Source organism: Pantoea sp. Ae19-2, assembly GCF_059801205.1.
On the sequence record NZ_JBCHWE010000001.1, the window covers coordinates 304,934 to 330,105 of the forward strand.

27 protein-coding genes and 1 pseudogene are annotated in these 25,172 nt (G+C 55.6%); 15 read left to right on the top strand and 13 right to left on the bottom strand.

Annotated elements, in window-relative coordinates:
- Positions 1–54 precede the first annotated feature (54 nt).
- Complete coding sequence (locus AAIE03_RS01415; protein WP_019104730.1) at positions 55–1,170, top strand: endonuclease/exonuclease/phosphatase family protein; 1,116 nt, start codon at positions 55–57, stop codon at positions 1,168–1,170.
- A gap of 57 nt (positions 1,171–1,227) precedes the next feature.
- On the opposite strand, the gene AAIE03_RS01420 is transcribed toward AAIE03_RS01415, so the two are convergent.
- The gene (locus AAIE03_RS01420) at positions 1,228–1,836 is read right to left on the bottom strand and encodes a M20/M25/M40 family metallo-hydrolase (RefSeq protein ID WP_014594447.1); all 609 of its coding nucleotides are present in this window, start codon (positions 1,834–1,836) and stop codon (positions 1,228–1,230) included.
- A pseudogene (locus tag AAIE03_RS01425) lies at positions 1,790–2,290 on the bottom strand (nucleoside recognition domain-containing protein); the annotation flags it as partial. The pseudogene AAIE03_RS01425 and the gene AAIE03_RS01420, both read right to left, overlap by 47 nt.
- A gap of 267 nt (positions 2,291–2,557) precedes the next feature.
- Here AAIE03_RS01425 and queE point away from each other — a divergent pair.
- The gene (gene queE / locus AAIE03_RS01430; RefSeq protein WP_014594445.1) at positions 2,558–3,229 is read left to right on the top strand and encodes a 7-carboxy-7-deazaguanine synthase QueE; all 672 of its coding nucleotides are present in this window, start codon (positions 2,558–2,560) and stop codon (positions 3,227–3,229) included.
- Positions 3,230–3,261: 32 nt separating this feature from the next.
- Here queE and AAIE03_RS01435 read toward each other — a convergent pair whose 3' ends face one another.
- The 3 genes from AAIE03_RS01435 to AAIE03_RS01445 all read right to left on the bottom strand — a co-directional run bounded on the left by AAIE03_RS01435 (position 3,262) and on the right by AAIE03_RS01445 (position 5,354).
- Positions 3,262–3,861, bottom strand: coding sequence for an inorganic diphosphatase (locus AAIE03_RS01435; protein ID WP_013026940.1), 600 nt, complete (start codon positions 3,859–3,861; stop codon positions 3,262–3,264).
- A gap of 176 nt (positions 3,862–4,037) precedes the next feature.
- A complete protein-coding gene (queD, locus tag AAIE03_RS01440; RefSeq protein ID WP_013026939.1) occupies positions 4,038–4,397 on the bottom strand; it encodes a 6-carboxytetrahydropterin synthase QueD in 360 nt (119 codons plus the stop codon).
- Positions 4,398–4,526: 129 nt separating this feature from the next.
- The gene (locus AAIE03_RS01445; protein WP_174261363.1) at positions 4,527–5,354 is read right to left on the bottom strand and encodes an arylamine N-acetyltransferase family protein; all 828 of its coding nucleotides are present in this window, start codon (positions 5,352–5,354) and stop codon (positions 4,527–4,529) included.
- A 273-nt stretch (positions 5,355–5,627) separates the two neighbouring features.
- On the opposite strand from AAIE03_RS01445, the gene cysJ reads away from it, so the two are divergent.
- Genes cysJ through AAIE03_RS01460 form a run of 3 tightly spaced genes read left to right on the top strand, consistent with a single transcriptional unit; the run spans position 5,628 to position 9,879 of the window.
- Positions 5,628–7,430 carry an NADPH-dependent assimilatory sulfite reductase flavoprotein subunit gene (cysJ, locus tag AAIE03_RS01450; protein WP_015699628.1) on the top strand — a complete coding sequence of 601 codons (1,803 nt, stop codon included), beginning with the start codon at positions 5,628–5,630 and terminating at the stop codon, positions 7,428–7,430.
- Positions 7,430–9,151, top strand: coding sequence for an assimilatory sulfite reductase (NADPH) hemoprotein subunit (cysI, locus tag AAIE03_RS01455; RefSeq protein ID WP_014594442.1), 1,722 nt, complete (start codon positions 7,430–7,432; stop codon positions 9,149–9,151). The genes cysJ and cysI overlap by 1 nt, the downstream gene beginning before the upstream one ends.
- Positions 9,148–9,879, top strand: a complete 732-nt coding sequence (locus AAIE03_RS01460) for a phosphoadenylyl-sulfate reductase (protein ID WP_014594441.1) — start codon at positions 9,148–9,150, stop codon at positions 9,877–9,879. Before cysI ends, AAIE03_RS01460 begins: the two co-directional genes overlap by 4 nt.
- Before the next feature lie 95 nt (positions 9,880–9,974).
- Here AAIE03_RS01460 and AAIE03_RS01465 read toward each other — a convergent pair whose 3' ends face one another.
- From AAIE03_RS01465 to AAIE03_RS01490, 6 genes are all read right to left on the bottom strand, one after another.
- Positions 9,975–11,246 (bottom strand): alanine racemase, encoded by a 1,272-nt coding sequence (locus AAIE03_RS01465; RefSeq protein ID WP_498562715.1) that lies wholly within the window; start codon positions 11,244–11,246, stop codon positions 9,975–9,977.
- Positions 11,247–11,255: 9 nt separating this feature from the next.
- The gene (locus tag AAIE03_RS01470) at positions 11,256–11,993 is read right to left on the bottom strand and encodes an amino acid ABC transporter ATP-binding protein (protein ID WP_013026933.1); all 738 of its coding nucleotides are present in this window, start codon (positions 11,991–11,993) and stop codon (positions 11,256–11,258) included.
- Positions 11,990–12,634 carry an amino acid ABC transporter permease gene (locus AAIE03_RS01475; protein WP_013026932.1) on the bottom strand — a complete coding sequence of 215 codons (645 nt, stop codon included), beginning with the start codon at positions 12,632–12,634 and terminating at the stop codon, positions 11,990–11,992. Before AAIE03_RS01475 ends, AAIE03_RS01470 begins: the two co-directional genes overlap by 4 nt.
- Complete coding sequence (locus AAIE03_RS01480) at positions 12,631–13,368, bottom strand: amino acid ABC transporter permease (RefSeq protein WP_014605168.1); 738 nt, start codon at positions 13,366–13,368, stop codon at positions 12,631–12,633. The genes AAIE03_RS01475 and AAIE03_RS01480 overlap by 4 nt, the downstream gene beginning before the upstream one ends.
- 47 nt (positions 13,369–13,415) lie before the next feature.
- Positions 13,416–14,258 (bottom strand): ABC transporter substrate-binding protein, encoded by an 843-nt coding sequence (locus tag AAIE03_RS01485; protein ID WP_013026930.1) that lies wholly within the window; start codon positions 14,256–14,258, stop codon positions 13,416–13,418.
- Positions 14,259–14,382: 124 nt separating this feature from the next.
- The gene (locus tag AAIE03_RS01490; RefSeq protein WP_013026929.1) at positions 14,383–14,775 is read right to left on the bottom strand and encodes a RidA family protein; all 393 of its coding nucleotides are present in this window, start codon (positions 14,773–14,775) and stop codon (positions 14,383–14,385) included.
- 362 nt (positions 14,776–15,137) lie between these two features.
- On the opposite strand from AAIE03_RS01490, the gene AAIE03_RS01495 reads away from it, so the two are divergent.
- On the top strand, positions 15,138–15,890 hold the full coding sequence (locus AAIE03_RS01495) for an IclR family transcriptional regulator (protein WP_013026928.1): 753 nt from the start codon (positions 15,138–15,140) through the stop codon (positions 15,888–15,890).
- A 67-nt stretch (positions 15,891–15,957) separates the two neighbouring features.
- On the opposite strand, the gene AAIE03_RS01500 is transcribed toward AAIE03_RS01495, so the two are convergent.
- Positions 15,958–16,242, bottom strand: coding sequence for a YciI family protein (locus tag AAIE03_RS01500; RefSeq protein ID WP_013026927.1), 285 nt, complete (start codon positions 16,240–16,242; stop codon positions 15,958–15,960).
- Positions 16,243–16,251: 9 nt separating this feature from the next.
- A complete protein-coding gene (locus AAIE03_RS01505) occupies positions 16,252–17,262 on the bottom strand; it encodes an aminopeptidase (RefSeq protein ID WP_174261364.1) in 1,011 nt (336 codons plus the stop codon).
- Positions 17,263–17,514: 252 nt separating this feature from the next.
- On the opposite strand from AAIE03_RS01505, the gene cysG reads away from it, so the two are divergent.
- The 9 genes from cysG to truD all read left to right on the top strand — a co-directional run bounded on the left by cysG (position 17,515) and on the right by truD (position 24,995).
- Complete coding sequence (gene cysG, locus AAIE03_RS01510; RefSeq protein WP_015699631.1) at positions 17,515–18,930, top strand: siroheme synthase CysG; 1,416 nt, start codon at positions 17,515–17,517, stop codon at positions 18,928–18,930.
- Between the two features lie 11 nt (positions 18,931–18,941).
- Positions 18,942–19,850 (top strand): sulfate adenylyltransferase subunit CysD, encoded by a 909-nt coding sequence (gene cysD, locus AAIE03_RS01515; protein WP_006120739.1) that lies wholly within the window; start codon positions 18,942–18,944, stop codon positions 19,848–19,850.
- Between the two features lie 11 nt (positions 19,851–19,861).
- On the top strand, positions 19,862–21,289 hold the full coding sequence (cysN, locus tag AAIE03_RS01520) for a sulfate adenylyltransferase subunit CysN (protein WP_013026923.1): 1,428 nt from the start codon (positions 19,862–19,864) through the stop codon (positions 21,287–21,289).
- Positions 21,289–21,894 (top strand): adenylyl-sulfate kinase, encoded by a 606-nt coding sequence (gene cysC / locus AAIE03_RS01525; RefSeq protein ID WP_174261365.1) that lies wholly within the window; start codon positions 21,289–21,291, stop codon positions 21,892–21,894. The genes cysN and cysC overlap by 1 nt, the downstream gene beginning before the upstream one ends.
- A 55-nt stretch (positions 21,895–21,949) precedes the next feature.
- Positions 21,950–22,270 carry a DUF3561 family protein gene (locus AAIE03_RS01530; RefSeq protein WP_013026921.1) on the top strand — a complete coding sequence of 107 codons (321 nt, stop codon included), beginning with the start codon at positions 21,950–21,952 and terminating at the stop codon, positions 22,268–22,270.
- A gap of 168 nt (positions 22,271–22,438) precedes the next feature.
- A complete protein-coding gene (ftsB, locus tag AAIE03_RS01535) occupies positions 22,439–22,756 on the top strand; it encodes a cell division protein FtsB (protein WP_024471451.1) in 318 nt (105 codons plus the stop codon).
- 3 nt (positions 22,757–22,759) lie between these two features.
- Positions 22,760–23,476, top strand: a complete 717-nt coding sequence (gene ispD / locus AAIE03_RS01540) for a 2-C-methyl-D-erythritol 4-phosphate cytidylyltransferase (RefSeq protein ID WP_014594431.1) — start codon at positions 22,760–22,762, stop codon at positions 23,474–23,476.
- On the top strand, positions 23,476–23,958 hold the full coding sequence (gene ispF, locus AAIE03_RS01545) for a 2-C-methyl-D-erythritol 2,4-cyclodiphosphate synthase (protein ID WP_013026918.1): 483 nt from the start codon (positions 23,476–23,478) through the stop codon (positions 23,956–23,958). The genes ispD and ispF overlap by 1 nt, the downstream gene beginning before the upstream one ends.
- Positions 23,955–24,995: a tRNA pseudouridine(13) synthase TruD gene (truD, locus tag AAIE03_RS01550; protein ID WP_013026917.1), complete on the top strand. Its 1,041-nt coding sequence runs from the start codon at positions 23,955–23,957 to the stop codon at positions 24,993–24,995. The genes ispF and truD overlap by 4 nt, the downstream gene beginning before the upstream one ends.
- Positions 24,996–25,172: the final 177 nt, after the last annotated feature.

A 25,172-nucleotide genomic window follows, 5' to 3' on the forward strand; every position in this document is an offset into this window, starting at 1 on the left:
GCCTGAAGCACGCGCTTCAGGTTCACATTTCTGACAGGCAGAAGGGGGAAACGCATGAGACTGGCTTCTTATAACGTGGAAAACCTGTTCGATCGCGCCAGAGCAATGAACCAAAACGAATGGCGTGAGGGCAAACCGACGCTGGAAAAATTCGCCCAACTGAATGCACTGCTGGGGCAGGTGGAATACAGCGATGCGACTAAGAAGCAAATGGTGGAATTGATGGAGGCGCTGGGGCTGCAAAAGTCAGATACCGGGCCCTTTGTTATCCTCCGGCGTAACCGGGGCAAGCTGTTGACCCGCCCCACAGACAACAGCGGAATAAAGATTATTGCCGCAGGACGCGCCGACTGGGTCGGTTCGCTGGAACTGCGGCGTGCGCCGGTAGATGAAATAGCTATGGGATTAACAGCGCAGGTCATGATTGACCTCAAGGCAGATATTTTGACCGTTGTTGAGGCAGAAAGCCGGCCCGCTTTACTGGAATTTAATAACGCCATGCTGCCTGCGCGCCAGGGAACGCCTTTTGACCACGTCATGGTGATTGACGGCAACGATGAGCGGGGCATTGATGTTGGCCTGATGACAGGAGCAGGCTGCGCAATCGACACCATTCGCAGCCACGTTGATGATAAGGATAAGCAGGGCGACCTGATTTTCTCGCGCGACTGTCCCGAATTTGCGATTCCGCTACCCGATGGACAAACCCTGCACGTGCTGGTTAACCATTTTAAAAGCAAAGGCTACGGTGCCAAAACGCTTTCCGACGCCCGCCGTAAACTGCAGGCCGAACGGGTGAAGGCAATTTATCAGCAACGAATTAAAGAGGGACAAACGCTGATTGCTATCACCGGAGACTTTAACGATACGCCGGACAGCGAGGCGCTGGCACCTCTGCTGAAAGAAACCGATCTGAAAGATATCTTCACCCATGAAAAATTTGATAACGGCGGCTATCCAGGAACCTGGGGCGGCTGCAGCGCCAGTAATAAAATTGACTACATTTTACTGTCCCCCGCGCTGTGGAAAAAAGTGGAAAAGGGCGGCGTGTGGCGCAAAGGGATGTGGCCAGGCGTGCGCCCGGTAAAATGGGAAACCTATCCCGAACTGAAAAAAGAGGTGAATGCCGCCTCGGATCATGCGGCAGTCTGGGTGGACCTGAAGATCTAGTCCGAGGTATAGACGGCACAGGTCGCGGCGCTGACCGCAGCCTGTGCAGCCACAGCATTACAGCGACTGAATGATGCGTTTCAGTAAACGAATGCGCGGTTCAATGCTATTCAGTTCCATATATTCAGACGGGCTATGAAAATTTGCGCCGATGGGGCCAAACCCATCCAGTGAGGGCGTGCCCACTGCGGCGGTATGGTTGGCATCTGAGCCCCCGCCTACAGCCTGCCAGCTAATCTCAATGTCTTCTGTTTGCCCGGCTTGCTCGACGATCTGCATTAGCGCTTCTGTTTTAGCATCTGGCGTCATGGCAGGCGTGTAAGCCTGCTGGGTAACCTGCGTCGTTACGCCGGGCTCCGTCTCAGAATGCGCAAGGGCTTTCATCGCCATGTTGACCCGCTCAAACTCAGCGTTAAGCTGAAAGCGCACGTCTACGATCATCTCTGCGTGGTCTGGCACAATATTTGCCGCGTCCCCGCCTGAGATCACGCCGGTGTTTACCGTTGTGCCCTGTGCGGGATCGGCCAGGTTCGCAACGGCAATGACGCTGTACGCCAGTGCGTTGATGGCTGAACGGCCTTTATCGGGATCGTTGCCCGAATGCGCAGCAACGCCGCTAAAATTCAGCCGATACCGCGCCATGCCTTTCCGTGATCTGCCCTTCATCAGCCAGTACGCGGGTTAATGATGCGCCAACATCCGTGCTTTGCAGACTCCCAATCATGGCCAGCCCGGTTGAGCCTGGAATCCCCATCAGAGGCCGCAGTAGCGGGGTAAGTAGCTTACGGGCTGCACGAAGTGCGCCGTAGTGCTCAAGCACGTTGATCATGCCTAATGCAAACATAACAGCAGGGATCAAGCCAAGTGCGAACAGGAACCCATCCATTGCCCCATAACCGCCTTTTCCCCGAAAGGCGCTTTGCGCGACATCCAGGGTGTCGGTTTGAAGACTGACACCGGATACCACTTTTCCGAATGCCCCGTTTAATGTGGTGAAGTCAAACACGCCATACCACTCTTTTCCGCCAGGCAGACCGGAGAAAAACACCATGGCAAACAGCAAGGACAGGTAAGCGCCCGGTCCGACCTTGAGCGGTTCGGATTGAGAAGAGTCAGTCATCGTTTATTTCCTTACATCTTTGGCGACAAAAGGCGATGCTAAAAGTGGGATGTAAGCGGAGGAATGATGACGATCAATTTGCAGGACAAAGAGCCAGCAACGGGCCAAATAGTGCTAAACAGCTCACAATAATCAGTGAAATTCGCCTCTGGATAAACGCAAAAATCCGGCTTGCCTTAGGCAGAGTCAGCCACGCCGCATCACCTGACATGATCTTAACCCGGAGTTCTGCGATAATCGCGTTTTGCTAAAACCACAGAGACCATTATGCAGTACCCGATTAACGAAATGTTCCAGACGCTGCAAGGCGAAGGTTATTACACCGGCGTGCCGGCTATTTTCATCCGCTTACAGGGATGTCCGGTAGGATGCAGCTGGTGTGACACCAAACACACCTGGGAAAAACAGGCGGATCGGGAAACATCATTAGGCGATATTCTGGTCAAAACGGTGGAAAGCGATGCCTGGGGCAACGCCGATACGGCGACGCTGCTCAGCAGCATCGCGCAACAGGGCTGGACGGCCCGGCATGTGGTGATCACTGGCGGCGAACCGGCCATTTACGATTTACGCCCGCTGACCGCATCGCTGGAGGCGGCAGGATTTCAATGCCAGATTGAAACCAGCGGAACCCATGAAATCCACTGTTCCGAACAAACCTGGGTTACCGTTTCACCCAAGGTAAATATGCGCGGCGGATACGACGTGCTGGCTCAGGCCCTGAGCCGTGCGGATGAAATCAAACATCCGGTTGCCCGGCAACGTGATGTGGAGGCGTTAGACGACCTGCTGGCTGGCATTCAGGACAGCAAAGCTCGAATCATTGCGCTGCAGCCAATTAGCCGCAAAGATGAGGCGACAAAACTTTGTATTGAGACCTGTATTGCGCGCAACTGGCGCCTGTCGATGCAGACACATAAATATCTGAACATCGCCTGATAAGACTCAGGCGGCCTCTCGCCGCCTGACCGTTATTGCTTCGCTTTCCAGGCCTCAAAAGCCTGTTTGATCTCCGCTTTGGCCGCGCTGGCGTCTTCGAATCCCTTCAGCTCCACGTTTTTACGCCCTTCCGGCAGCGCTTTATAGACGCGAAAGAACGCTTCCAGCCGCTGCTGTTCCAGCTTTGGCAGATCGGCGACCGTCTGAATCGCATCATAGGTCGGATCGACTTTGCTGGCCGGAACCGCCACGATTTTGTCATCCACTTCGCCACCGTCGATCATTTTCAGTACGCCAATCGGGCGCAGTTTAATTAATGTCCCGGGCGCAAGTGGGGCGCGGGTGTAGAAGATCACATCCAGCGGATCGTTATCGCCGCCCAGCGATTGCGTCAGCGAACCGTAGTTTGCCGGATAAGCGACCGGCATCGACTGAAAACGATCGGCAACGATAAAACCGGTTTTCGCATCGGTTTCATATTTGATGATTCCGCCTGCGGGAATTTCCGTCACGGCATAGAATTCGTCGGGCAGTGAATCGGGTTGTGGAAAGCTGAGGATGTTTTCCGCCTGAACGGCGGCAGAGGCGGTGATAAAAAAGAGACAAGCAAAAAGCGGTTTTACCAGGTTCATTGTTGATTCTCTTGATCTTTAATGAAGGAGAGAACAGCCTGGTGGGGAAAGATGACAGAAGGATGACGTCAGACAGAGGAGGAGAGTTCAGCTGATGTCGTGCAGGAGAGGCGGCAGCAGGCCGATCAACAGGTCAGTAAGCGGGTGACCGGCCCTGCGCTGCCGTACAGAGCAGATTAACCGCGATAGGTGCAGCCTGCAGTACAGGTTTCTTTGATCATCACCGCACTCAGCAGCGGCAGGCGAGGCTTCATGTGATCCCAAATCCATTTTGCCAGGACTTCGCTGGTGGGATTCTCCAGTCCGGGGATCTCATTAAGATAATAGTGATCGAGCCTGTCATAGAGGGGTTTAAACGCCGCTTTCAGCTCAGCAAAATCCATGACCCAGCCGGTATGCGCATCCACTTCACCGGTAATTTCCAGACGAACAAGGAATGAGTGACCGTGCAGACGGCCGCATTTGTGTCCTGCCGGCACATTGGGTAAATAGTGTGCGGCTTCGAACTGGAACTCTTTAAATAACGTGGTAGACATAATCGCTCTCAGGCATTAAAAACGGCTGAATTCTACCTGAAAGGGCAGTTTTTCGCATCTGCTAAGCGCCGTTAAACGACGATTAAGCCAGAATAGTAAAAGGATTCGCGCGCCTTTCCCAAAATGCGCTCAGCCATGACCCGGATCGTCAGCCGGAAGCCGCGCCACGATAGCTTCCGCTATGCCGTAATCCTCAATCAGCAGCCGTTGCTGCTCTGAACGTGACAGCGGCGTAAAGGTTTCTTTTCCGTCAGGGTCCCTGATAACCCGTTCTCCCTTCACGATTCCGGTGATGCTCCCGGCGCTGGCGCGGCGAATCAGCAAGGCACCGTCAAAGCGGCTGCTATGTCGGCTCTGTTGATGACGTGACTGAAACGCGTCAACGGGGAGGTCGGTAGTCAGAATTTTGCAGTCGATTCCTGCCCGACCCAGCGGTTTCCAGTGTATGTACCAACTGCCGTCTCGCTCATAAACGCGTGTGCCCCAGACGGGATGGGGATTCAGCCTGGCTTCCAGCGGGAGCGGATGGCCATGGAGCAGCGTGCTGTCAACCACCCGCGTGCCTGCATCCATGTTAACAAACAGCATGCCATGACCGGGGGAACCTGCGGGCGCCGGACGTGAGGACAGCATGGTGGAAAGGCCAAACTGCACGTTGAATCCCACGTGTATCAGCAGGGCACGCAGCGCGCCATGGCCCGCCCAGCAGGTGCCGCCTGTGCCATAGGTTAACCAGTGAGTGAAAAAGTCGGTTGCCGTGCTGCCGGGCAAGGGGAGGGCGCTGTCGTGGTCAGTCATCAGACGGCGGCGAAGATTATCAAAGGGTACCGACTGGCACCAGGCGCGATATATCTCACTCAGTCCGACCTCATCAGGAGCGGGAGGCGCGCTAAACCCCAGCTTTTGCAGAATCTGCTCCGCCATTGCTTGCGGTAACGCGGTTATAATGCCTGGCACCTGTCGTTGCTCCTGGCCGTTTTCCTGTTGTTAACCCAGCAATTTGCTGCGATCACCCGTCGTAAAGTCCAGTGCGCGCCGTGATTACCTGAGTGTGTTAACTCTCAATATTCTTACCACTTTTAACGATTAATTTTATCTGAAAAACCATTTAGTCATTTTGGTTATTTGATATGTCGAAGGCGTATTTAATCGTTAATATAGCAGCCTGTACCCTTTCTTCTCTTCCGCTACTATTCGGTCCGGACTTCTGCTACTGGAATTTTTATCGCGATGACGACTCAGGCACCAGGCTCAATGCTTCCGCTCTCTCCGGAGCAACTTGCTCGTTTACAGGCAGCAACGACAGATTTTTCCACCACTCAGATGGCCTGGCTCTCTGGCTATTTCTGGGGCATGGTCAATCAAACGCCAGGCCAGGCGGTTGCCAGCGCGCCTGCGCAGGCTGAAACCCCGGCGATTACGCTGCTCTCTGCCTCACAAACCGGCAATGCCCGCCGGGTAGCCGAGCAGTTACGCGATGACCTGCAGTCGGCAAAACTGACCGTGAATCTGGTCAACGCGGGCGACTTTAAATTTAAGCAGATTGGCCAGGAAAAAATTCTGATTGTCGTGACCTCGACGCAGGGCGAAGGCGAACCACCGGAAGAGGCCGTTGCGCTGCATAAATTCCTGATGTCTAAGAAAGCGCCCAAAATGGACGGCGCGGCCTTTGCCGTGTTTGGTCTGGGCGATACCTCCTATGAATTCTTCAGCAAAGCGGGCAAAGATTTTGACAGCCGCCTGGCCGAGCTGGGTGCAGAACGACTGCTGGATCGGGTCGATGCGGATGTTGAATATGCCGAGCAGGCCAGCGCCTGGCGCGCGGCAATTACTGCTGCACTGAAAGAACGCGTACCGGCAGCGTCACCGGCCCAGAGTGCGGCAACCGTCGCCGGCAGCGTGAACGAAGTCTTCACCAGCCCTTACACTAAAGAGCAGCCGCTTAGTGCCAGCCTGGCGGTGAACCAGAAAATTACCGGGCGCGATTCGGACAAAGATGTGCGTCATATCGAGATCGACCTGGGCGATTCAGGGTTACGCTACCAGCCTGGTGATGCGCTGGGCGTCTGGTATGAGAATGACGCGGCCCTGGTGAATGAACTGCTTGAGCTGGTGTGGCTAAAAGGCGATGAGCCGGTTGAGGTGCAGGGCCAGACGTTACCGCTGGCAGAGGCGTTGCAGAAGCATTTTGAGTTAACGGTCAATACGGCGCAAATCGTGGCGCAATATGCGAGCTTAGCGCGTAACGACGAACTGCTGTCGCTGGTGGATGACAAAGCCAAACTGCAGCAGTATGCGCAACGCTATCCGATTGTTGATATGGTTCGTCTGGCACCAGCCCAACTGAGCGCAGAACAGTTATCCGGCTTGCTGCGTCCGTTAACGCCGCGTCTTTACTCTATCGCTTCGTCTCAGGCCGAAACCGATACCGAAGTACATATCACCGTGGGGGCCGTGCGCTTTGATATTGAAGGGCGCCCGCGCGGCGGCGGCGCTTCCACATGGCTGGCGGATCGCATTGAAGAAGACGGTGAGGTGCGCGTGTTTATCGAACACAACGATAATTTCCGCCTGCCCGCCAACCCGGATGCACCGGTCATTATGATTGGGCCTGGCACCGGTATTGCGCCGTTCCGCGCCTTTATGCAGCAGCGCGAGAACGACGGCGCCAGCGGTAAAAACTGGCTATTCTTTGGCAATCCCCACTTTACTGACGATTTCCTGTATCAGGTGGAATGGCAGAAATACGTGAAAGATGGCCTGTTAACGAATATCGATCTGGCCTGGTCGCGCGATCAGGCCGAGAAAATTTACGTACAAGATAAAATCCGCGCCAAGGGTGCGGAGGTGTGGAGCTGGTTACAGGAAGGCGCGCACCTTTACGTCTGCGGCGACGCCAATCGGATGGCAAAAGACGTTGAGCAGGCATTACTGGATGTGGTGGTCGAACACGGCGCTATGGATCGTGAAACGGCTGACGAATTTTTAAGTGAGCTGCGCATTGAGCGCCGTTATCAGCGAGACGTTTACTAATGACTGAAAAATACCCTGGACCGCTGGTGGTTGAAGGCAAACTCACCGACGCTGAGCGTTTAAAAAAAGAGAGCAACTACCTGCGCGGTACCATCCTTGAGGACCTCGACGAGGGCCTGACCGGTGGTTTCAGCGGCGATAACTTCCTGCTGATCCGTTTTCACGGCATGTACCAGCAGGATGACCGCGATATTCGTGCTGAACGTGCGGAGCAAAAACTTGAGCCTCGCCATGCGATGATGCTGCGCTGTCGTCTGCCGGGCGGGATCATCACGCCCACACAGTGGCTGGCGATTGATAAATTTGCTACCGATAAAACCCTTTACGGCAGCATCCGTTTGACCAACCGTCAGACTTTCCAGTTTCACGGCATTCTGAAGAAGAACGTGAAGCCGACGCACCAGATGCTGCACGAAGTGGGGCTGGATGCGCTGGCGACAGCGAATGACGTTAACCGTAACGTCCTCTGCACCTCAAACCCAGTGGAGTCTGAGTTGCATCAGGAAGCCTATGAGTGGGCCAAAAAGCTGTCAGAGCATCTGCTGCCGCAAACCCGCGCTTATGCAGAGATCTGGTGGGATCAGGAAAAAGTGGCTACCACCGACGAAGAGCCGATCCTGGGCCAGACCTACCTGCCGCGTAAGTTTAAAACTACGGTGGTGATTCCGCCGCATAACGATGTTGATCTGCACGCTAACGATCTGAACTTTATCGCGATTGCGGAAAACGGCAAGCTGGTGGGCTTTAACCTGCTGGTGGGCGGCGGCTTGTCTATCGAGCACGGTAATAAAGCCACCTACGCGCGCACCGCCAGCGAATTTGGCTACTTCCCGGTGGATAAGATCCTGGATGTGGCAGCGGCGGTAGTGACGACGCAGCGCGACTGGGGCAACCGTACCGATCGTAAAAATGCCAAAACCAAATACACGCTGGAACGCGTAGGCGTAGAGACGTTTAAGGCGGAAGTCGAGAAGCGCGCCGGTGTCACGTTTGCACCGACACGCCCTTACGAATTCACCACCCGTGGCGATCGCATTGGCTGGATCAAGGGCATTGATAACAAGTGGCATCTGACGCTGTTCATCGAAAACGGTCGTCTGCTGGATTATCCGGGACGTCCGCTGAAAAGCGGCGTGGCGGAAATCGCCAAAATCCATCAGGGCGATTTCCGTCTGACCGCCAACCAGAACCTGATTGTGGCAGGCGTGCCGGAAAGCCAAAAAGCGCAGATTGAAGCGATTGCCCGCGAACACGGCCTGATGGAAAACGTGACGGCCCAGCGGGAAAACTCGATGGCCTGCGTGGCGTTTCCAACCTGTCCGCTGGCGATGGCGGAGGCTGAACGTTTTCTGCCGTCTTTCGTGACGAAAGTCGAAGAGATCATGCACAGCCATGGCGTAGGCGAAGAGCACATAGTGTTACGCGTTACCGGTTGTCCGAACGGCTGTGGCCGTGCCATGCTGGCAGAAGTGGGCCTGGTGGGGAAAGCGCCGGGCCGTTACAACCTGCATATCGGGGGTAACCGCATCGGAACGCGCATTCCACGTATGTATCGCGAAAATATTACTGAAAGTGAAATTCTCGCCACACTTGATGAGCTGGTAGGTCGCTGGGCGAAAGAGCGCGAGGCCGCAGAAGGCTTTGGTGACTTCGTGATTCGGGCTGGCATTGTTACGCCGGTGTTGGATCCTGCGCGCGACTTCTGGCAGGAGGCAAAATGAGTATCGATCTTGCAGCACTGAATGAGATGTCGAAGGTCCAGCGCGCGATGGCGTTGGCGGCAACCAACGCCCAACTGGAAAAAGCCACGGCTGAAGAGCGTGTAAGCTGGGCACTGGAAAATCTGCCGGGGGCTTACGTGCTCTCGTCCAGCTTTGGCATTCAGGCTGCGGTATCGCTGCATCTGGTGACGCGCGTACAACCGGATATTCCGGTCATCCTCACCGATACCGGCTATCTGTTTCCGGAAACCTACCGCTTTATTGATGAACTGGCTGACCAGCTTAACCTTAACCTGCAGGTGTTCCGGGCGGAAACCTCGCCAGCGTGGCAGGAAGCCCGCTACGGCAAGCTGTGGGAGCAAGGGGTAGAGGGCATTGAACAGTACAACCAGATCAACAAAGTTGAGCCGATGAACCGGGCGCTGGAAACTCTGGGCGCCCAAACCTGGTTTGCGGGCCTGCGACGCGATCAGTCAGGCAGCCGCGCCACATTGCCGGTACTGGGCGTGCAGCGCGGCGTGTTTAAAGTGCTGCCGATTATTGACTGGGACAACCGTCAGATTCATCAGTATCTGCAAACCCACAACCTGAAATACCATCCGCTGTGGGAGGAAGGCTATCTGTCTGTCGGAGATACGCACACCACGCGCAAGTGGGAGCCGGGGATGGCAGAAGAAGAAACGCGTTTCTTTGGCCTGAAACGTGAGTGCGGCCTGCACGAAGGCTAACTGACGCGCTTAGTTCTGGTAACGGGCGATCCTCTGGGGTCGCCCGTTTTGCTATGGCCTCCGTCATCGCCTCAGGGGAAGGATGTCGGCTGCGATCAAAACGCCGTCTCGACGCTGTCCACCACCCGGTATTCATCATCCACTAAGGGAAGATAACGCCATTTATCAAATGCCGTGCACGGATGAGAAATACCGCATCCGACCCAGTCTCCCGGCATCAGCGATTCATCGTCAGGCACGCGTAAATAGGCGTGCTGATCGTTAACCTCACTGATGTGCAGATGCGTGCCGGTTCGTGGCGCGGTGCCATCCGGCTGGCGAATCCACAAAGGCACGGGCAAATCCTGATCGAAGGGCACGTCCCGTCTGCCGAAATCCAGCAGCGCCAGACCAGATTCAGGGCGGGAAAGCACGCGCCCCCAGATTTCCAGGGCCGCTTCAAAATGATGGTCAGCGCCGGGCTGGGAAAAAGGCGCAATACGCGAATAGAGCCCGCTGTCGTGTGCCATGTAGGCACCCGAGCGAATCAAAGGCTGAACCGGCAGCGGCAAAACGGCCTGGGTAAAACAGGCTGTCACCACATCAAACCACGCCCCCCCGCCTGCGCTGAGCAGAATCGTCTTGCTGTGGAACAGCTGGCGTTCAGCCAGCATTCTGGCGCAGTCCAGCATAACGTTGCAGTAGTGCTGAATTAACGCCACGCCAGCCGCATCCCGCCCGGCACCCAGCGCGCCTTCGTAGCCTGCGACACCAACAAGATGAAGATGGCGACTTTGGGCGATGCGCTCAGCAATCGCCAGCACCTCCTCTTCGGTTCTGCATCCTGTTCTGCCGCCGGGAATCGACACTTCAATCAAGACCGCAATGGCCGTGTCGCCCAGGTTTTGCTCCAGCAGCGTGACGCCCGCCAGGGAGTCAACGTAACAGAGAAAGCCGTGGTCAGGATGCCGACGCTGCCATTCACCAATCCAGCGAATTCCGCCAGGATCGACACATTCGTTTGCCAGAAACACGTTGCGGATACCGAAATGGCGCAGGGCGCGCACCTGAGCAGGTGTTGCTGCGCTGATCCCCCACGCGCCACCCTGGGTCACGGCCCGGCGTAAGACTGCCGGTGCCATTGAGGTTTTGCCATGTGCCGCCAGCATGACGCCTTTCTCCTGGCAAAACGCCGCTAACTGCCGCAGGTTGTTTTCCAGAGCGGACTGTTTCATTACCATGATGGGCGAAAAGACATCTTCACTACTCAGCACGGCGGTGCCGACCTTAAGGGGAGCATCGCCCTCACCGGCAACCGATTTAAAGCGGGGCGACGGCTGCGCAGTGTCCAGCTTCGCGTCTGCGACCAGCGGAAAATGCAAAGACATGGCGGCTCCTTAGTGCTCAAGCACGCGTGACAGAAACTGTTGCGTGCGCGGATTCTGCGGATGAACAAAAATGTCGTCCGGCTTACCCTGCTCAGCAATCACGCCCTGATCCATAAAAACAACGCGATCGGCTGTTTTCCGGGCAAACCCCATTTCGTGGGTCACCACCACCATTGTCATGCCCTCGCGCGCCAGCCCGCGCATCACTTCCATCACTTCACCCACTAATTCAGGATCGAGAGCGGACGTGGCTTCATCAAAGAACATGATTTTTGGCTGCACCGCCAGAGCGCGCGCAATGGCCACACGTTGTTGCTGTCCCCCGGAGAGCTGAGAAGGATAGTGATCGGCGCGGTCAGCCAGTCCAACGCGCTCCAGCGCTGCCATCCCGCGCGAATTCGCCTCGGCCACTGACAGCTTCTGCGCTTTTATCAGTGCCAGGGTGACATTGCCGAGGGCGGTTTTATGAGGAAACAGGTTGAACTGCTGGAACACCATCCCCACCTGACCACAAATATCACGATTGCGTTTTGGGTCGTGCAGCGGAACGTCGTTAACCCAAATTTCGCCACCGTCGGCCTTTTCCAGACCACTCATGATCCGTAGTACGGTACTTTTACCGGAACCGGATGCGCCGATCAGCACCAGCACCTCTCCGGGCGAGACATCAAGGCTGATCTCTTTCAGAACTTGCGTAGCGCCAAATGACTTCGTAATCCGGCTCAGAGTAATGGCTGCATTTTTCATGATAACGAGTTCCTGGTTTGCTGATGCTGGACCCAGCGGGAAAGCGGAAAACAGATAACGAAATAGAGCAGGGCAACCAGACCATAAACCACTACGGGCTGTCCGATGCGATCGACGATGGCCTGGCCTTGATGCATCAGTTCCGACATGCCTATCATGCTGACGATAGAGGTATCTTTAATCAGCGACAGATACTGACCCACCAGCGGCGGCAATACGATGCCGCGAGTTTGCGGCAGAATCACGCTGGTGAAAGTCTGCCGCCTGGAGAGCCCAAGGATCCATGAAACTTCCCACTGTCCTTTCGGCACGGCTTCAATCCCGCCACGAAAAATCTCGGCAATGTAAGCGCCCTGATAAATGCTCAGGCCCAAAATGCCTGCGGCAAACAGGTTGATGTCATACCCGAAATAGGCCACGCCAAAGTAAATAAACATCAGCGTGATAAGCACGGGCGTGCCGCGAAACAGCTCGGTATAGATCACGGCAATTTGCCGGGCGACAGGGATGCGGCTGGTACGCAAAATCGCGGCCAGTAAACCCAGCAACGTGCTGCCCGCAATGGCAGCGACCGACAGCAATAACGTAATCACCAGACCGCGCCACAGGAGCGGCAGACTGCTGAGGATCAGTTCGCTCATTGGGCTGGCTCCCGTTTAATCGTATGGGAAAACATTCTTTTCGCCTGCGTCCAGATGGGCCGTTTGACCGAGACAACCAGCGGCGGCATAAACAGTCGGCGTCCCGCGACATTGCCCAGCCAGGAAAACAGGTTACTGAGAAACAGATAGACCAGCGCGACGACGCTGAATGTCTGAATGTAGAGCAGCGTACGCGCATTGATGACCGTTGCGGTTCCCGTCAACTCCGGTAGCGCAATGGCTGACAGCAGTGAGGTGCCCAACAGTAGCTGAATCAGGTTGTTAATAATCGCGGGCCAGACGGCGCGCGCGGCCTGTGGCATGACCACGTTTAAAAATCGCTGGCGACGACTAATGCCAAGAATCCAGGCGGCTTCCAGCTGACCTTTGGGGACGGACTGAATACCGGCGCGAAAAACCTCAGCCAGATAGGCACCGACGTTAATCCCCAGCGCCAGCACGCCCGCGGTAAAGGCGCTCATGGTAATGCCCAGCGAGGGAAGCCCGAAAAAGACGATAAAAATCTGCAGCAACACGGGCGTGTTACGAATAAATTCAACGTAGCCGTGGCTCAACCAGCGCAAAGGCGCAAAAGTCGCAGATTTCGCCAGCGCGGCCAGCAGTCCCAGCGCCAGCGCCAGCATAAAAGCCAGCAACGTCACCTGAAGCGTTAACCAGGTCGCGGCGAGAAAGGTATCGGCATATTGCCAGAGTGTCAGCCATTGGTAGCGCATAGAAAGCCTCCTCAGGAGGACACAGGCGTGACCTGTGTCCTCTTCTGTCAGAACTGCGGATTCAGCGGATAGCGAGGCTTACTGCCAAACCATTTTTGGTAGAGCTGAGCGTTCTCACCTGATGCGTTAATTTCAAACAGGAATTCGTTGAGATAGTTCGTCCACACCTGATCGCCTTGCTTGACGCCGAACGCGTTGTATTCCAGCGGAACCAGAGCTTCATTAGTGACTTCCAGTGTTGGGTCGAGTTTGGCCTGATAGGCGAGGAAGTTATTATCTTCAATCATGGCATCTGCCTGACCCTGCTTCACGGCCAGAATTGCTGCCTGAGAGGAATCATATTCCTGGATCTTTACATCGATCCCCATGCTGCGAACTTCGTCGCCGTTGGTCGAGCCTTTGACCGTCGCGATAGTTTTTCCTGCCATGTCGTGGGCCGATTTGATTCCGCTTACTTTGCGAACCAGCATCGCTTCACTGGCCACCACGTAAGGCTGAGTAAAACCAATCTCTTTGGCGCGCTCCAGGTTGCGGGTGAAATTACAGAACACGACATCCACTTTATTGGTTTGCAGATTAGGAATGCGGTTAGCGCTGGTGGTATTCACCATTTCGAGCTTTACCCCCATCGCTTTTGCCAGGGCTTTGGCCAGATCCACATCGTAACCGTCGGGATTACCGGCTTTATCGTAAAAACCGAAGGGCGCAAAGCTCAGGCAGTCACCCACCCGCAACGTGCCACGCTGAAGCACGGTTTGCAGCGTGGATGCCGGTGCGGCACCTGCGGTTTCATTTTTATTGTCCGTTGGCGTACAACCGGCCAGTGCCACCACGGTGAACAGGGCAGGCAGGAACCGGGTGAATACATTTTGCTGGAAAGTGGTATTCATATTTCTGCTCTCAAATAAAAGAGGGATATCACCAACATTATTAAATAATGTGGAGAGACGTTTTTTAATTATCACTTTTATACCGAATGCGTTTATTTCTGGCCGGGGAGATAAGAATCAGCTTTTATTTCCGTTCGGCATTAAAACACGTCATATCGACTTCGACTTTGCAATCCACAACCAGGTCCTGCACGCTGCAAATACGGGCGGGCGGGTTATCATGAAAAAGCTCACTAAACACTTTATTAAATGAGCTGAAGTAACGTGCATCCGTCAGGACCGCCGTCACATGCACCACATCCTGAATTCGATATCCTGCTTCCTGCATAATGGTCAGACAGTTGTCGAAGGCCAGGCGCGTCTGCTCAATGATGCCGCCTTCAACGACCTCGCCGCCTTTCATTGGCGTCTGCCCGGAGATATACAGCCAGCCGTCGGCTTCTACCGCACGGGCAAAAGGCAGCTTTTGTCCTCCGGTACCGACACCGCCCTCTGTGCCATAGCGCTTGATTGTCATGCTTGTGCCCTTAGAATCATTCCTGTAGCTTGTCTGATATACCGGAATTAAATCTGCAATACCGGATAGGTCGAGATTTGCACAATGTTATTTCTTTTGCAATAGCCTGATCAGGGATTATTTTGATGCTTTACAACTGGCTTCACGAATATTTGTCATTAATGATAAGTTTTTTAAATAAATGGTGATGAAGATCTCTTTTTATCATTATTGAGTGCGCTCTTTTGGTGCCCTGATAAATAGCATGTCGCGAAAAAAAGAAAAGGCGGGATAGCGTGCGCGACCGTAGGTAAAACAAAGTGGGCTGTGTATGATGTATTACATCAACCTTAACGTGACGATCCCGGCAGGAGAATAAGGGTATGCAGGAAGATAAACCCGCCAGAGCACGTGGCGTGGACCGTGTGATCGCGATTTTTCGTCAGTTACACGTTGCCCGCCAGCCCATGGCGATGCGTGAACTGATCGAGGCGACGGGCGCGCCCCGCTCAAGCGTGTATGAACTGGTTAATCTGTTGAGTGAGGCGGGGCTGGTCGAAATCGATTCGGAAGGCAGTATCTATTTTGGTCGTGAAATGCACTATTACGGTGCAGATTATATGGCGCACAATCCCCTGATCCGTCGTGCCCATCAGTTAATGATCGAGATGGTTGCGGAGCATGGTGAAACCGTGCAGCTGTGTATGCTGGAAGGCAATAAATACACGGTGGTTCTGTCAGAGAGCAATGCCCATCCGTTCAAGATAACCTCCGATATCGGCGTTAAAATCCCGATTCCCTGGACAGCCACCGGCCGCTTGCTGCTGAGTAACTGGAGCGATGAGGCGATTTTGGCGCTGATCCCGGAAGAGGATTACCAGCTGGCGAACGGGAAGGTGCTGGATAAGCAGGACTTTCTGGCTGACATTCACCGGGCTGGGCATCTTGGCTACTCCATGACGGAAGGGCTGTCAGAGAGCTTTACCTGCTGTATGGCTGCGCCTATTCGCGCCCGCAACGATCTGGCGGTGGCGGCCATCTGTTTTATGGTCAGCCGGGATACACCAGAAGCGCGGCGTCAGATGCTGCTGAAAACCTTAATTAACGCGGGTCAGAAGCTGTCTGACTTTACCTGAGCCGACGGGCAAGTTGAAAGCAGCGCCGCGTGGGGAAACGGGGCGCCCGACGCTGTTGGCTCAGGGGCTACAGGTCTTTCAGCCCCGCAAACGCATCGGCTGTGCGCGTCACGTTGACCTTTGTGACCTCATAATGGGCCACGGCGACAAAGGGATCTTCCGCCAGAATCGTATCCAGCCGGGCGCGATCCATGTCTCTTACCATGATCATGCCGCCCGTGCGGGGATCTTTGCGGCCGGCAGCAATAAACTCACCGTTGTCAAAATAGCGATCCAGCCACGTTATATGGGGTGCCAGCAGGGCTTCCACTTCCTCGATGGGTCGAAAATAACTCAGGTAAATGACATACATCGTCTGTCCTCACACTTTGGGGTTGGTTAACTCGCTCAGCAATGGCAGCAGCACTTTAACGCTGTCATGGGTACGAAGACCAATCCGGCCGGGTAGCCAGTGATCTAAAAAATCCAGATTATCGCGATCGGTCTGATGCCAGGTCGTGCCATCCGGGAAATGCCGGGAACGGGTGCGTTGCTGTTCACCATCCTTGCTGCCCAGGTTCCAGTTTCGCGCAGTGACATCAAGCAAAGGGAATCCTGCCGCGTCGAAAGGATTGATGCCCTGAAAATCAGTGCTCTTCATCTGACGACTGACGGCAGAAATGCCATAGCGGCGAGCCAGCAGTAAGGCGCGTTCGCTGGTCTGTTTACGCACGGCGCGCGGCGTGTTGATGCCGCTGTTGAAATAAAGGTGGTCGCCCGTAATCAGGCTGTTGAGATCGATCACCAGCAGCGTATTTTTTTTCTCTTTCTCACTCATGCGTGCCACATAGTCTTCCATGCCGTGCAACTGTGATTCGCTGGCGCTGAGCGCGACAAAGCGCACGCCATAATGGAGCGGTTTATGACTCATCTGCCGGGCCAGTTCCAGCATCACGCCAAGCCCGGATGCATTGTCATCAACGCCTTGCAAACGCAATCCGCCTACGCTGCGCGCGGTTTCACTGCGGGTAAGCGGAATCCAGGTATCCAGGCTGGCGACAACCAGGATTTCCTGGGGCGCACTGCCTCCACGCGCGGCAATAACCGATGTAGCAGTAAGCTTATGCCAGCGCGAGGTGCCGTCATTTTCATGCCAGCTGTAGCCGGTATTAAACTGCCGGGTATTAGTTTCAAAACCGAGTTGGGTAAACTGCTGCTGCAGATAGTCGGCCGCCATCAGTTCAGCCGGGCTTCCGCTCATGCGGCCGGGAAAATAGGTGGCAATATGACGAACCTGTTGCTCAGCAAAGTGCCCGGTCAGGTCGGTCACGGCCTGAGCGCTGAAAATAATGCAGCCGCCAAGCAGTACGGCCAGGCGGAGAAAGGCAGACATGTCGGGTTCCTTGTGGATCATTCCGTAAAAAAGGGCCATATTTTTTTGTGCCTAGTATGAAACTGTGACGGTGATTACACAATTTGAATCGTCCGGAAAGCCTCATAAGATCATTCGCTAAGCACATTTTGTTCTGAGCTTTTGCCGGGCGTTATTCCATTCGGTAACATCTCATTCCAATTCGTAATTTCATCTCAATAAACCTGTGAACGTATAGTCGCGATAACGCTTCGTAACAACACTAGGGTTAACGTGGATTATTTGCCTCTTTTTGCCGATCTCGCAGGTCGACCCGTACTGGTCGTCGGCGGCGGAGATATCGCGGCGCGCAAGATTGAGCTGCTGCGTCGGGCCGGGGCGCGCATTCAAATCGCCTCACGCGAACTCTGCCCCGAGTTACAGGCTTTGCTGGATGAACAGCAGCTTGAATGGCTGGCCACGTCCTTTGAACCCGCTCAGCTCGACAAGGTCTTTCTGGTCATTGCCGCTACCGATGACAATGCGCTGAATGCGCAGGTCTATGACGAAGCGAATGCCCGCCACAAGCTGGTAAACGTGGTAGACGATCAGCCTAAATGCAGCTTTATTTTCCCCTCTATTGTTGATCGCTCGCCACTGGTCGTGGCGATCTCCTCCAGTGGCACCGCGCCGGTGCTGGCCCGCATGCTGCGCGAGAAACTCGAAACGCTGCTGCCATCCCATCTGGGCCAAATGGCCGAGCTGGCGGGTCAGTGGCGTGACAAAGTCAAAGCTCGCTTCAGCCGTATGTCCGATCGCCGTCGTTACTGGGAAAGAATATTTAATGGCCGTTTTGCCAGTCAGATGGCGACGGGCGACGTTACGGCCGCTAAACAGACGCTGGATAGCGAACTGGGCGATCAGCCGCCCCGACAGGGCGAAATTATTCTGGTTGGCGCGGGGCCCGGCGACAGCGGCCTGTTAACCCTGCGCGGACTGCAGGTGATGCAGTTGGCGGACGTGGTGCTCTACGATCATCTCGTCAGCGATGAGGTGCTCGATCTGGTCCGGCGCGATGCCGATCGTATCTGCGTAGGCAAGCGTGCCAGCGCCCATCTCCTGCCGCAGGACGAAATTAACCAGTTGATGGTGCAGCTGGCGCAGAAAGGCAAACGTGTGGTGCGCCTTAAAGGCGGCGATCCCTTTATTTTTGGCCGCGGCGGCGAAGAGTTGCAGGCGGCGCAGCAAGCGGGCATTCCATTCCAGGTCGTGCCTGGCGTAACGGCCGCCGCAGGGGCTACCGCCTATGCCGGCATTCCGCTGACGCACCGTGATTACGCACAAAGCGTGCTGTTTATCACCGGACACTGCCGTCCGGATGGCGATGATATTGACTGGCCATCCCTCGCGCGTGCCCGTCAGACGCTGGCGATTTACATGGGCGCTGTCAAGGCCGCTCACATCAGCCAGCAGCTTATTCTTCATGGGCGCGCCGCCTCAACACCGGTTGCGGTGATTGGGCGCGGTACCCGGCCGGATCAACAGGTATTGACCGGCACACTCGAACAACTGGAGACGCTGGCAGCGTCAGCGCCTTCCCCGGCCCTGCTGGTGATTGGGGAAGTGGTTAATTTACACGGGCAACTGGCCTGGTTTCAGCATTCGGCACAGCAGGGGGCTCGCGAGTCCGCCGTTGTCAATCTGGCTTGAGAGGAAAAACGATGGACCAAAAACGACTCACTCATCTGCGCCAACTGGAGGCGGAGAGCATCCATATTATCCGCGAAGTGGCAGCCGAATTCGGCAATCCGGTCATGATGTATTCCATCGGCAAGGATTCCTCTGTCATGCTGCATCTGGCGCGTAAGGCCTTCTACCCGGGCACGTTGCCGTTCCCGTTGCTGCACGTGGACACCGGCTGGAAATTTCGCGAGATGTATGAATTCCGCGACCGCACCGTCAAAGCGATGGGCGCGGAGCTGTTGGTACATCGCAATCCCGAAGGGGTGGCGATGGGGATCAACCCCTTTGTGCACGGCAGTGCCAAGCACACCGACATTATGAAAACCGAAGGCCTGAAGCAGGCGCTGAATAAGTACGGCTTTGATGCGGCCTTCGGCGGCGCCCGTCGGGATGAAGAGAAGTCACGTGCCAAAGAGCGCATTTACTCGTTCCGTGACCGTTTTCACCGCTGGGACCCAAAAAATCAGCGCCCGGAACTGTGGCACAACTACAACGGCCAGATTAACAAAGGCGAGAGCATCCGTGTTTTCCCGCTGTCTAACTGGACCGAGCTGGATATCTGGCAATACATCTTCCTGGAAAACATTGAGATCGTGCCGCTTTATCTGGCCGCGCCGCGTCCCGTACTGGAACGTGATGGCATGTTGATGATGATCGATGACGATCGAATTAACCTCCAGCCAGGTGAAGTGATCAAACAGCGCATGGTTCGTTTCCGTACCCTTGGGTGCTGGCCGTTGACCGGTGCGGTGGAATCTGAAGCGCAAACCTTGCCTGAGATTATTGAAGAGATGCTGGTTTCCACCACCAGCGAGCGTCAGGGCCGTGTGATTGACCGCGATCAGTCCGGTTCGATGGAACTGAAAAAACGTCAGGGTTATTTCTAAGGAGACGCCAGATGAATACCGTTATTGCACAACAGATTGCCGAACAGGGCGGCGTTGAAGCCTGGCTGACCGCACAACAACATAAAAGCCTGCTGCGTTTTTTGACCTGCGGCAGCGTCGATGACGGCAAAAGTACGCTGATTGGCCGCTTGCTGCATGACACGCGTCAGATCTATGAGGATCAGCTGTCTTCATTACAAAGCGACAGCAAACGTCACGGCACCCAGGGCGAGAAACTGGATCTGGCGCTGCTGGTCGATGGTTTACAGGCCGAGCGCGAGCAGGGGATCACCATTGATGTCGCCTATCGCTATTTCTCCACCGAAAAGCGTAAGTTCATCATCGCCGACACGCCAGGCCATGAGCAGTACACCCGCAATATGGCAACGGGCGCATCAACCTGTGACCTGGCGATCCTGCTGATCGACGCCCGCAAAGGCGTACTGGATCAGACGCGTCGCCACAGCTTTATTTCGACGCTGCTGGGCATCAAGCATCTGGTTGTGGCGATAAACAAAATGGATCTGGTGGATTACCAGCAGTCTGTGTTTGAGCAGATCAAGCAGGATTACCTCGATTTTGCCGGCCAGTTGCCTGAAGATCTGGATATTCGCTTTGTGCCGATGTCGGCGCTGGAAGGCGAAAACGTCGCCTCACAGAGCCAGAGCATGCCGTGGTACAGCGGCCCGACGTTACTCGACGTTCTGGAAACCGTGGAGTTAAACGCGGTGGTGGATCACCAGCCGATGCGTTTCCCGGTGCAGTATGTTAATCGTCCCAATCTCGACTTCCGCGGTTATGCCGGTACGCTGGCCTCTGGCGTGGTGAAAGTGGGACAGCGCGTTAAAGTCCTGCCTTCAGGCGTGGAGTCCACCATTGCCCGCATTGTGACCTTTGACGGCGATCTGCAGGAAGCGGGAGCGGGCGAGGCCATTACGCTGGTCCTGAACGACGAAATCGATATCAGCCGTGGCGATCTGTTAGTGGACGCCAGCGCCGAGCTGCGCGCCGTTCAGTCCGCCACCGTCGATGTGGTGTGGATGGCAGAGCAGCCGCTTCAGGCCGGGCAGAGCTACGATGTAAAAATCGCCGGTAAGAAAGCCCGTGGACGAGTGGAAAAGGTCATTCACCAGGTTGAGATTAATTCACTGGAGAAACGGCAGGTGGACAATCTGCCGCTGAACGGGATTGGCCTTGCTGAGTTTACGTTTGATGAGCCGCTGGTGCTTGACAGCTATCAGCAAAATCCCGTAACCGGCGGCATGATCATTATTGACCGTCTGAGTAACGTCACCGTAGGCGCGGGGCTGATTCATGAGCCACTGAACGATCGGCCGCAGCACAACGGCGAGTTCAGCGCGTTCGAACTCGAGCTTAATGCACTGGTCCGTCGCCACTTCCCGCACTGGAATGCGCGCGATCTGCTGGGCGGTCAGTAATGGCCCAACACGATGAAAACGTAGTATGGCATGACCATCCGGTTACGCAGCAGGCACGCGAACAGCAACATGGCCATCAGGGCGTGGTACTGTGGTTTACCGGCCTTTCGGGGTCCGGTAAATCCACCGTTGCGGGGGCGCTGGAGCAGGCGCTACACCGCGTCGGTGTCAGCACCTATCTGCTGGACGGCGATAATGTCCGTCACGGGTTGTGTCGCGATCTGGGCTTTAGCGATGAACATCGTAAAGAGAATATCCGCCGTGTAGGCGAGGTGGCCAAACTGATGGTGGATGCCGGTTTGGTCGTCCTTACCGCCTTTATCTCACCGCACCGTGCCGAGCGCCAGATGGTGCGCGATCTGCTGGACAGCGACCGGTTTATCGAGGTTTTTGTCGATACGCCGCTGGCAGTGTGTGAAGCGCGCGATCCTAAAGGGTTGTACAAAAAAGCCCGTGCAGGCGAGTTACAGAATTTCACTGGAATAGACAGCGTTTATGAAGCGCCGGACCAGCCAGAAATCTGGCTTAACGGGGAACAATTGGTTACAAAACTGACGGCCCAATTGTTAGATCTGCTGCGTCAGCGCGATATTATCAGTTCCTGAACAGACAGCGGCAAAGCGCCTTTCGTTTTGCCGCCTTCGCGTTGACAGGATATTTATGCAGAACATTACTCCCATGTTGGCACGCAAAGACCACCGTACACCGGATGAGCCTCGTTCCGTCCTTCCTGGAGGCGTCATTGGCTTTATCTGTTACTGGTGCGCGCTTGCCATACCTTTCCTGTTGTACGGCTCCAGCACGCTGTTTTTCTTCCTCTACACGTGGCCTTTTTTCCTGGCCCTGTTTCCCGTTTCCGTTCTCACAGGAATGGTATTGAATACCTGGCTCCGTGGGCAACTGCTCTGGACCGTTCTGATCTGCGTTGCTGCGGTGGCCTGTCAGTTCTGGTTACTGTTCCTGTTTCTGTCCCGCTGGTAAGGACACTGATGTCCAAACGCAGCAGCAGGTTACAAAAGTTTTCCTGCTTTGCGTCCGATCTTTTCCTCCCTTTTTTGTCTGCATAAACGGCATTGCACGCCATTTTTACTGCCAGTGTGGAGTCCTGGGTAAAGTTATGGGATGATTGGGCCGTTTTTAGGGGGCGGGATGGGAAAACTGACGTTACTGCTGTTGGTGCTGTTGGGTTGGCTGCAATATTCATTGTGGCTGGGTAAGAACGGCATCCATGACTTTACGCGCGTCAACGATGACGTTGCGGTACAAAAGGCGAATAACGCCAAATTGAAAATGCGCAACGATCAACTCTTTGCTGAAATTGACGATCTCAATGGCGGCTCTGAAGCGATTGAGGAACGCGCACGCAGCGAATTAGGCATGATTAAGCCTGGTGAAACCTTCTATCGTCTGGTCCCTGACCAGAACAAACGCAACGCGCAACAAGCCGCGCAAAACCAACAACGATAAAACATGAACAATCGGTCCCACTCTGCGGATGTGATTGCCGTTGTGCCCGCTGCCGGTATCGGCAGCCGCATGCAGGCAACCTGCCCTAAACAGTATCTGACGATTGGTCAGCACACCCTTCTGGAACACAGCATTGCCCGTCTGTTTTCCCATCCAGCTGTCTCGCAGGTTATCGTCGCGTTAAGCCCAGACGATCGGCACTTTGCTGCTTTGCCTCTGGCAGACGATCCGCGCGTGATTTGCGTCACCGGGGGCGATACGCGCGCGGAGTCGGTTCTGGCTGGCCTGCAGGCAGCTCAGGGTGCCAGCTGGGTGCTGGTTCACGATGCGGCACGGCCTTGCCTGCATCCTGACGACCTGGATCGTCTGCTACAGTTGCGGGAAACCAGCAAAACGGGCGGCATTCTGGCGGCGCCCGTGTGTGACACCATGAAACGCGGCGAGCCTGGTCAGGCGGCGATTGCGCACACTGTCGATCGCGACAACCTGTGGCACGCTTTAACCCCGCAATTTTTCCCCCGGGCCTTACTGACGGCCAGCCTGATGCGAGCCTTGAACGAAGGGGCGACCATTACCGACGAAGCCTCGGCGCTGGAGTACTGCGGTTATCATCCTGAGCTGGTAACAGGCCGTAGCGACAACATCAAAGTTACCCGCCCGGAAGACTTAGCCCTGGCGGCTTTTTATCTCAGTCAGATTCAGTCAAAGGAGAGCACATAATGCGTATCGGTCACGGTTTTGACGTTCACGCCTTCGGTGGAGAAGGTCCGCTGGTGATTGGCGGTGTGCGAATCCCATTTGAGTATGGCTTTATTGCCCATTCCGATGGTGATGTGGCGCTGCATGCGCTCACCGATGCGCTGTTGGGCGCGGTGGCCATGGGCGATATTGGCAAGCTGTTCCCGGACACCGATCCGGCGTTCAAAGGCGCGGACAGCCGCGGGCTGTTGCGTGAAGCATGGCGTCGCATTGAGGCCAAAGGCTACTGCATTGGCAACGTCGATGTCACGCTGATTGCCCAGGCACCTAAAATGCTGCCGCACGTGCCGCAAATGCGCATTAATATTGCCGAAGATCTGGGCTGCCACATGGACCAGGTTAACGTTAAAGCCACCACCACCGAGAAACTCGGTTTTACCGGTCGGGGTGAAGGTATTGCCTGTGAAGCGGTGGCCTTACTGTTGAAAGTGGAACCGGCATGACGCTGCACTACCTGCAGGGTACGCCAAAGGCGACAGGCGTGATTAAAGCGACACCGGAAGATTTCGTGGTCGTGGAAGATTTGGGTTATCAGCCGGATGGCGAGGGTGAGCACGTGCTGGTGCGCATTCGCAAAAGCGGCGCCAATACCCGTTTTGTTGCCGAAGCCCTGGCGAAGTTTATGAAGGTCAGCGTACGCGACCTGAGCTATGCGGGCATGAAAGATCGCCACGCGGTCACGGAACAGACGCTTTGCTTTCGCGTCCCCGGCAATTCCATGCCCGTTCTGGCGGGGTTTGCGCTGGACGGCGTTGACATACTTGAGGTGGTGCGCCATAAGCGCAAGCTGCGCATCGGTGCCCTGGCGGGAAATGCATTCCGGCTGGTGATCCGGCAGGTCAGCCATCGTGAGGAAACAGAGGCGCGGCTGGTTAGCATCCGTGATAACGGCGTGCCCAACTATTTTGGCGAACAACGCTTTGGCCGCAACGGCAATAACCTGGTGACGGCGGCAAAGTTAGCGCGGAACGAGATTCAGATACGCGATCGCAGCAAGCGCGGACTGATGCTCTCGGCGGCGCGCAGTGCGCTGTTCAATCAGGTGACCAGCATGCGTTTAGCGCAGCAGGGCGGATTAACCCAGGTTATGAACGGGGATGCACTGCAGCTTACCGGTCGCGGCAGCTGGTTCGTTGCCCAGCCGGAAGAGCTGGCCGAGCTGCAGACGCGTGTTAATCAGCATGCGCTTCGCATTACGGCACCGTTGCCGGGGCAGGGCGAGCCCGGCCCTCAGGCGGATGCGCTGGCTTTTGAACAGCAGTGCCTGGCCGATGCCGGTGAGCTGCGCGGTCTGCTTGAGCGTGAGCGCGTGGATGCCGGGCGCCGGGCGATGCTGGTGGTTCCGCGCGACCTGCGCTGGCGCTGGCAGGATGAGGCCACGCTGGAGATGCAATTCTGGCTGCCCGCAGGCAGCTTTGCCACCAGCGTTGTCCGGGAGTTGCTCAACAGCACCGAGTTACTTGATATGCCTGACGAATAAGCCACGACGTCGCCTGTGTATCAGAACCGGCCTCGTCGTCAGGCTGCCAACGAGCCGCGTAGGCGGCCCGTTGGCATGGCAGTGTGCGTATTTCACTGTTCCAGATGCTTTAACATCGTAGCGACCTTGCTCTTTTCCTGCCCGTTCGTTTGATTTTCGCCTACCACTTCCTCTCGC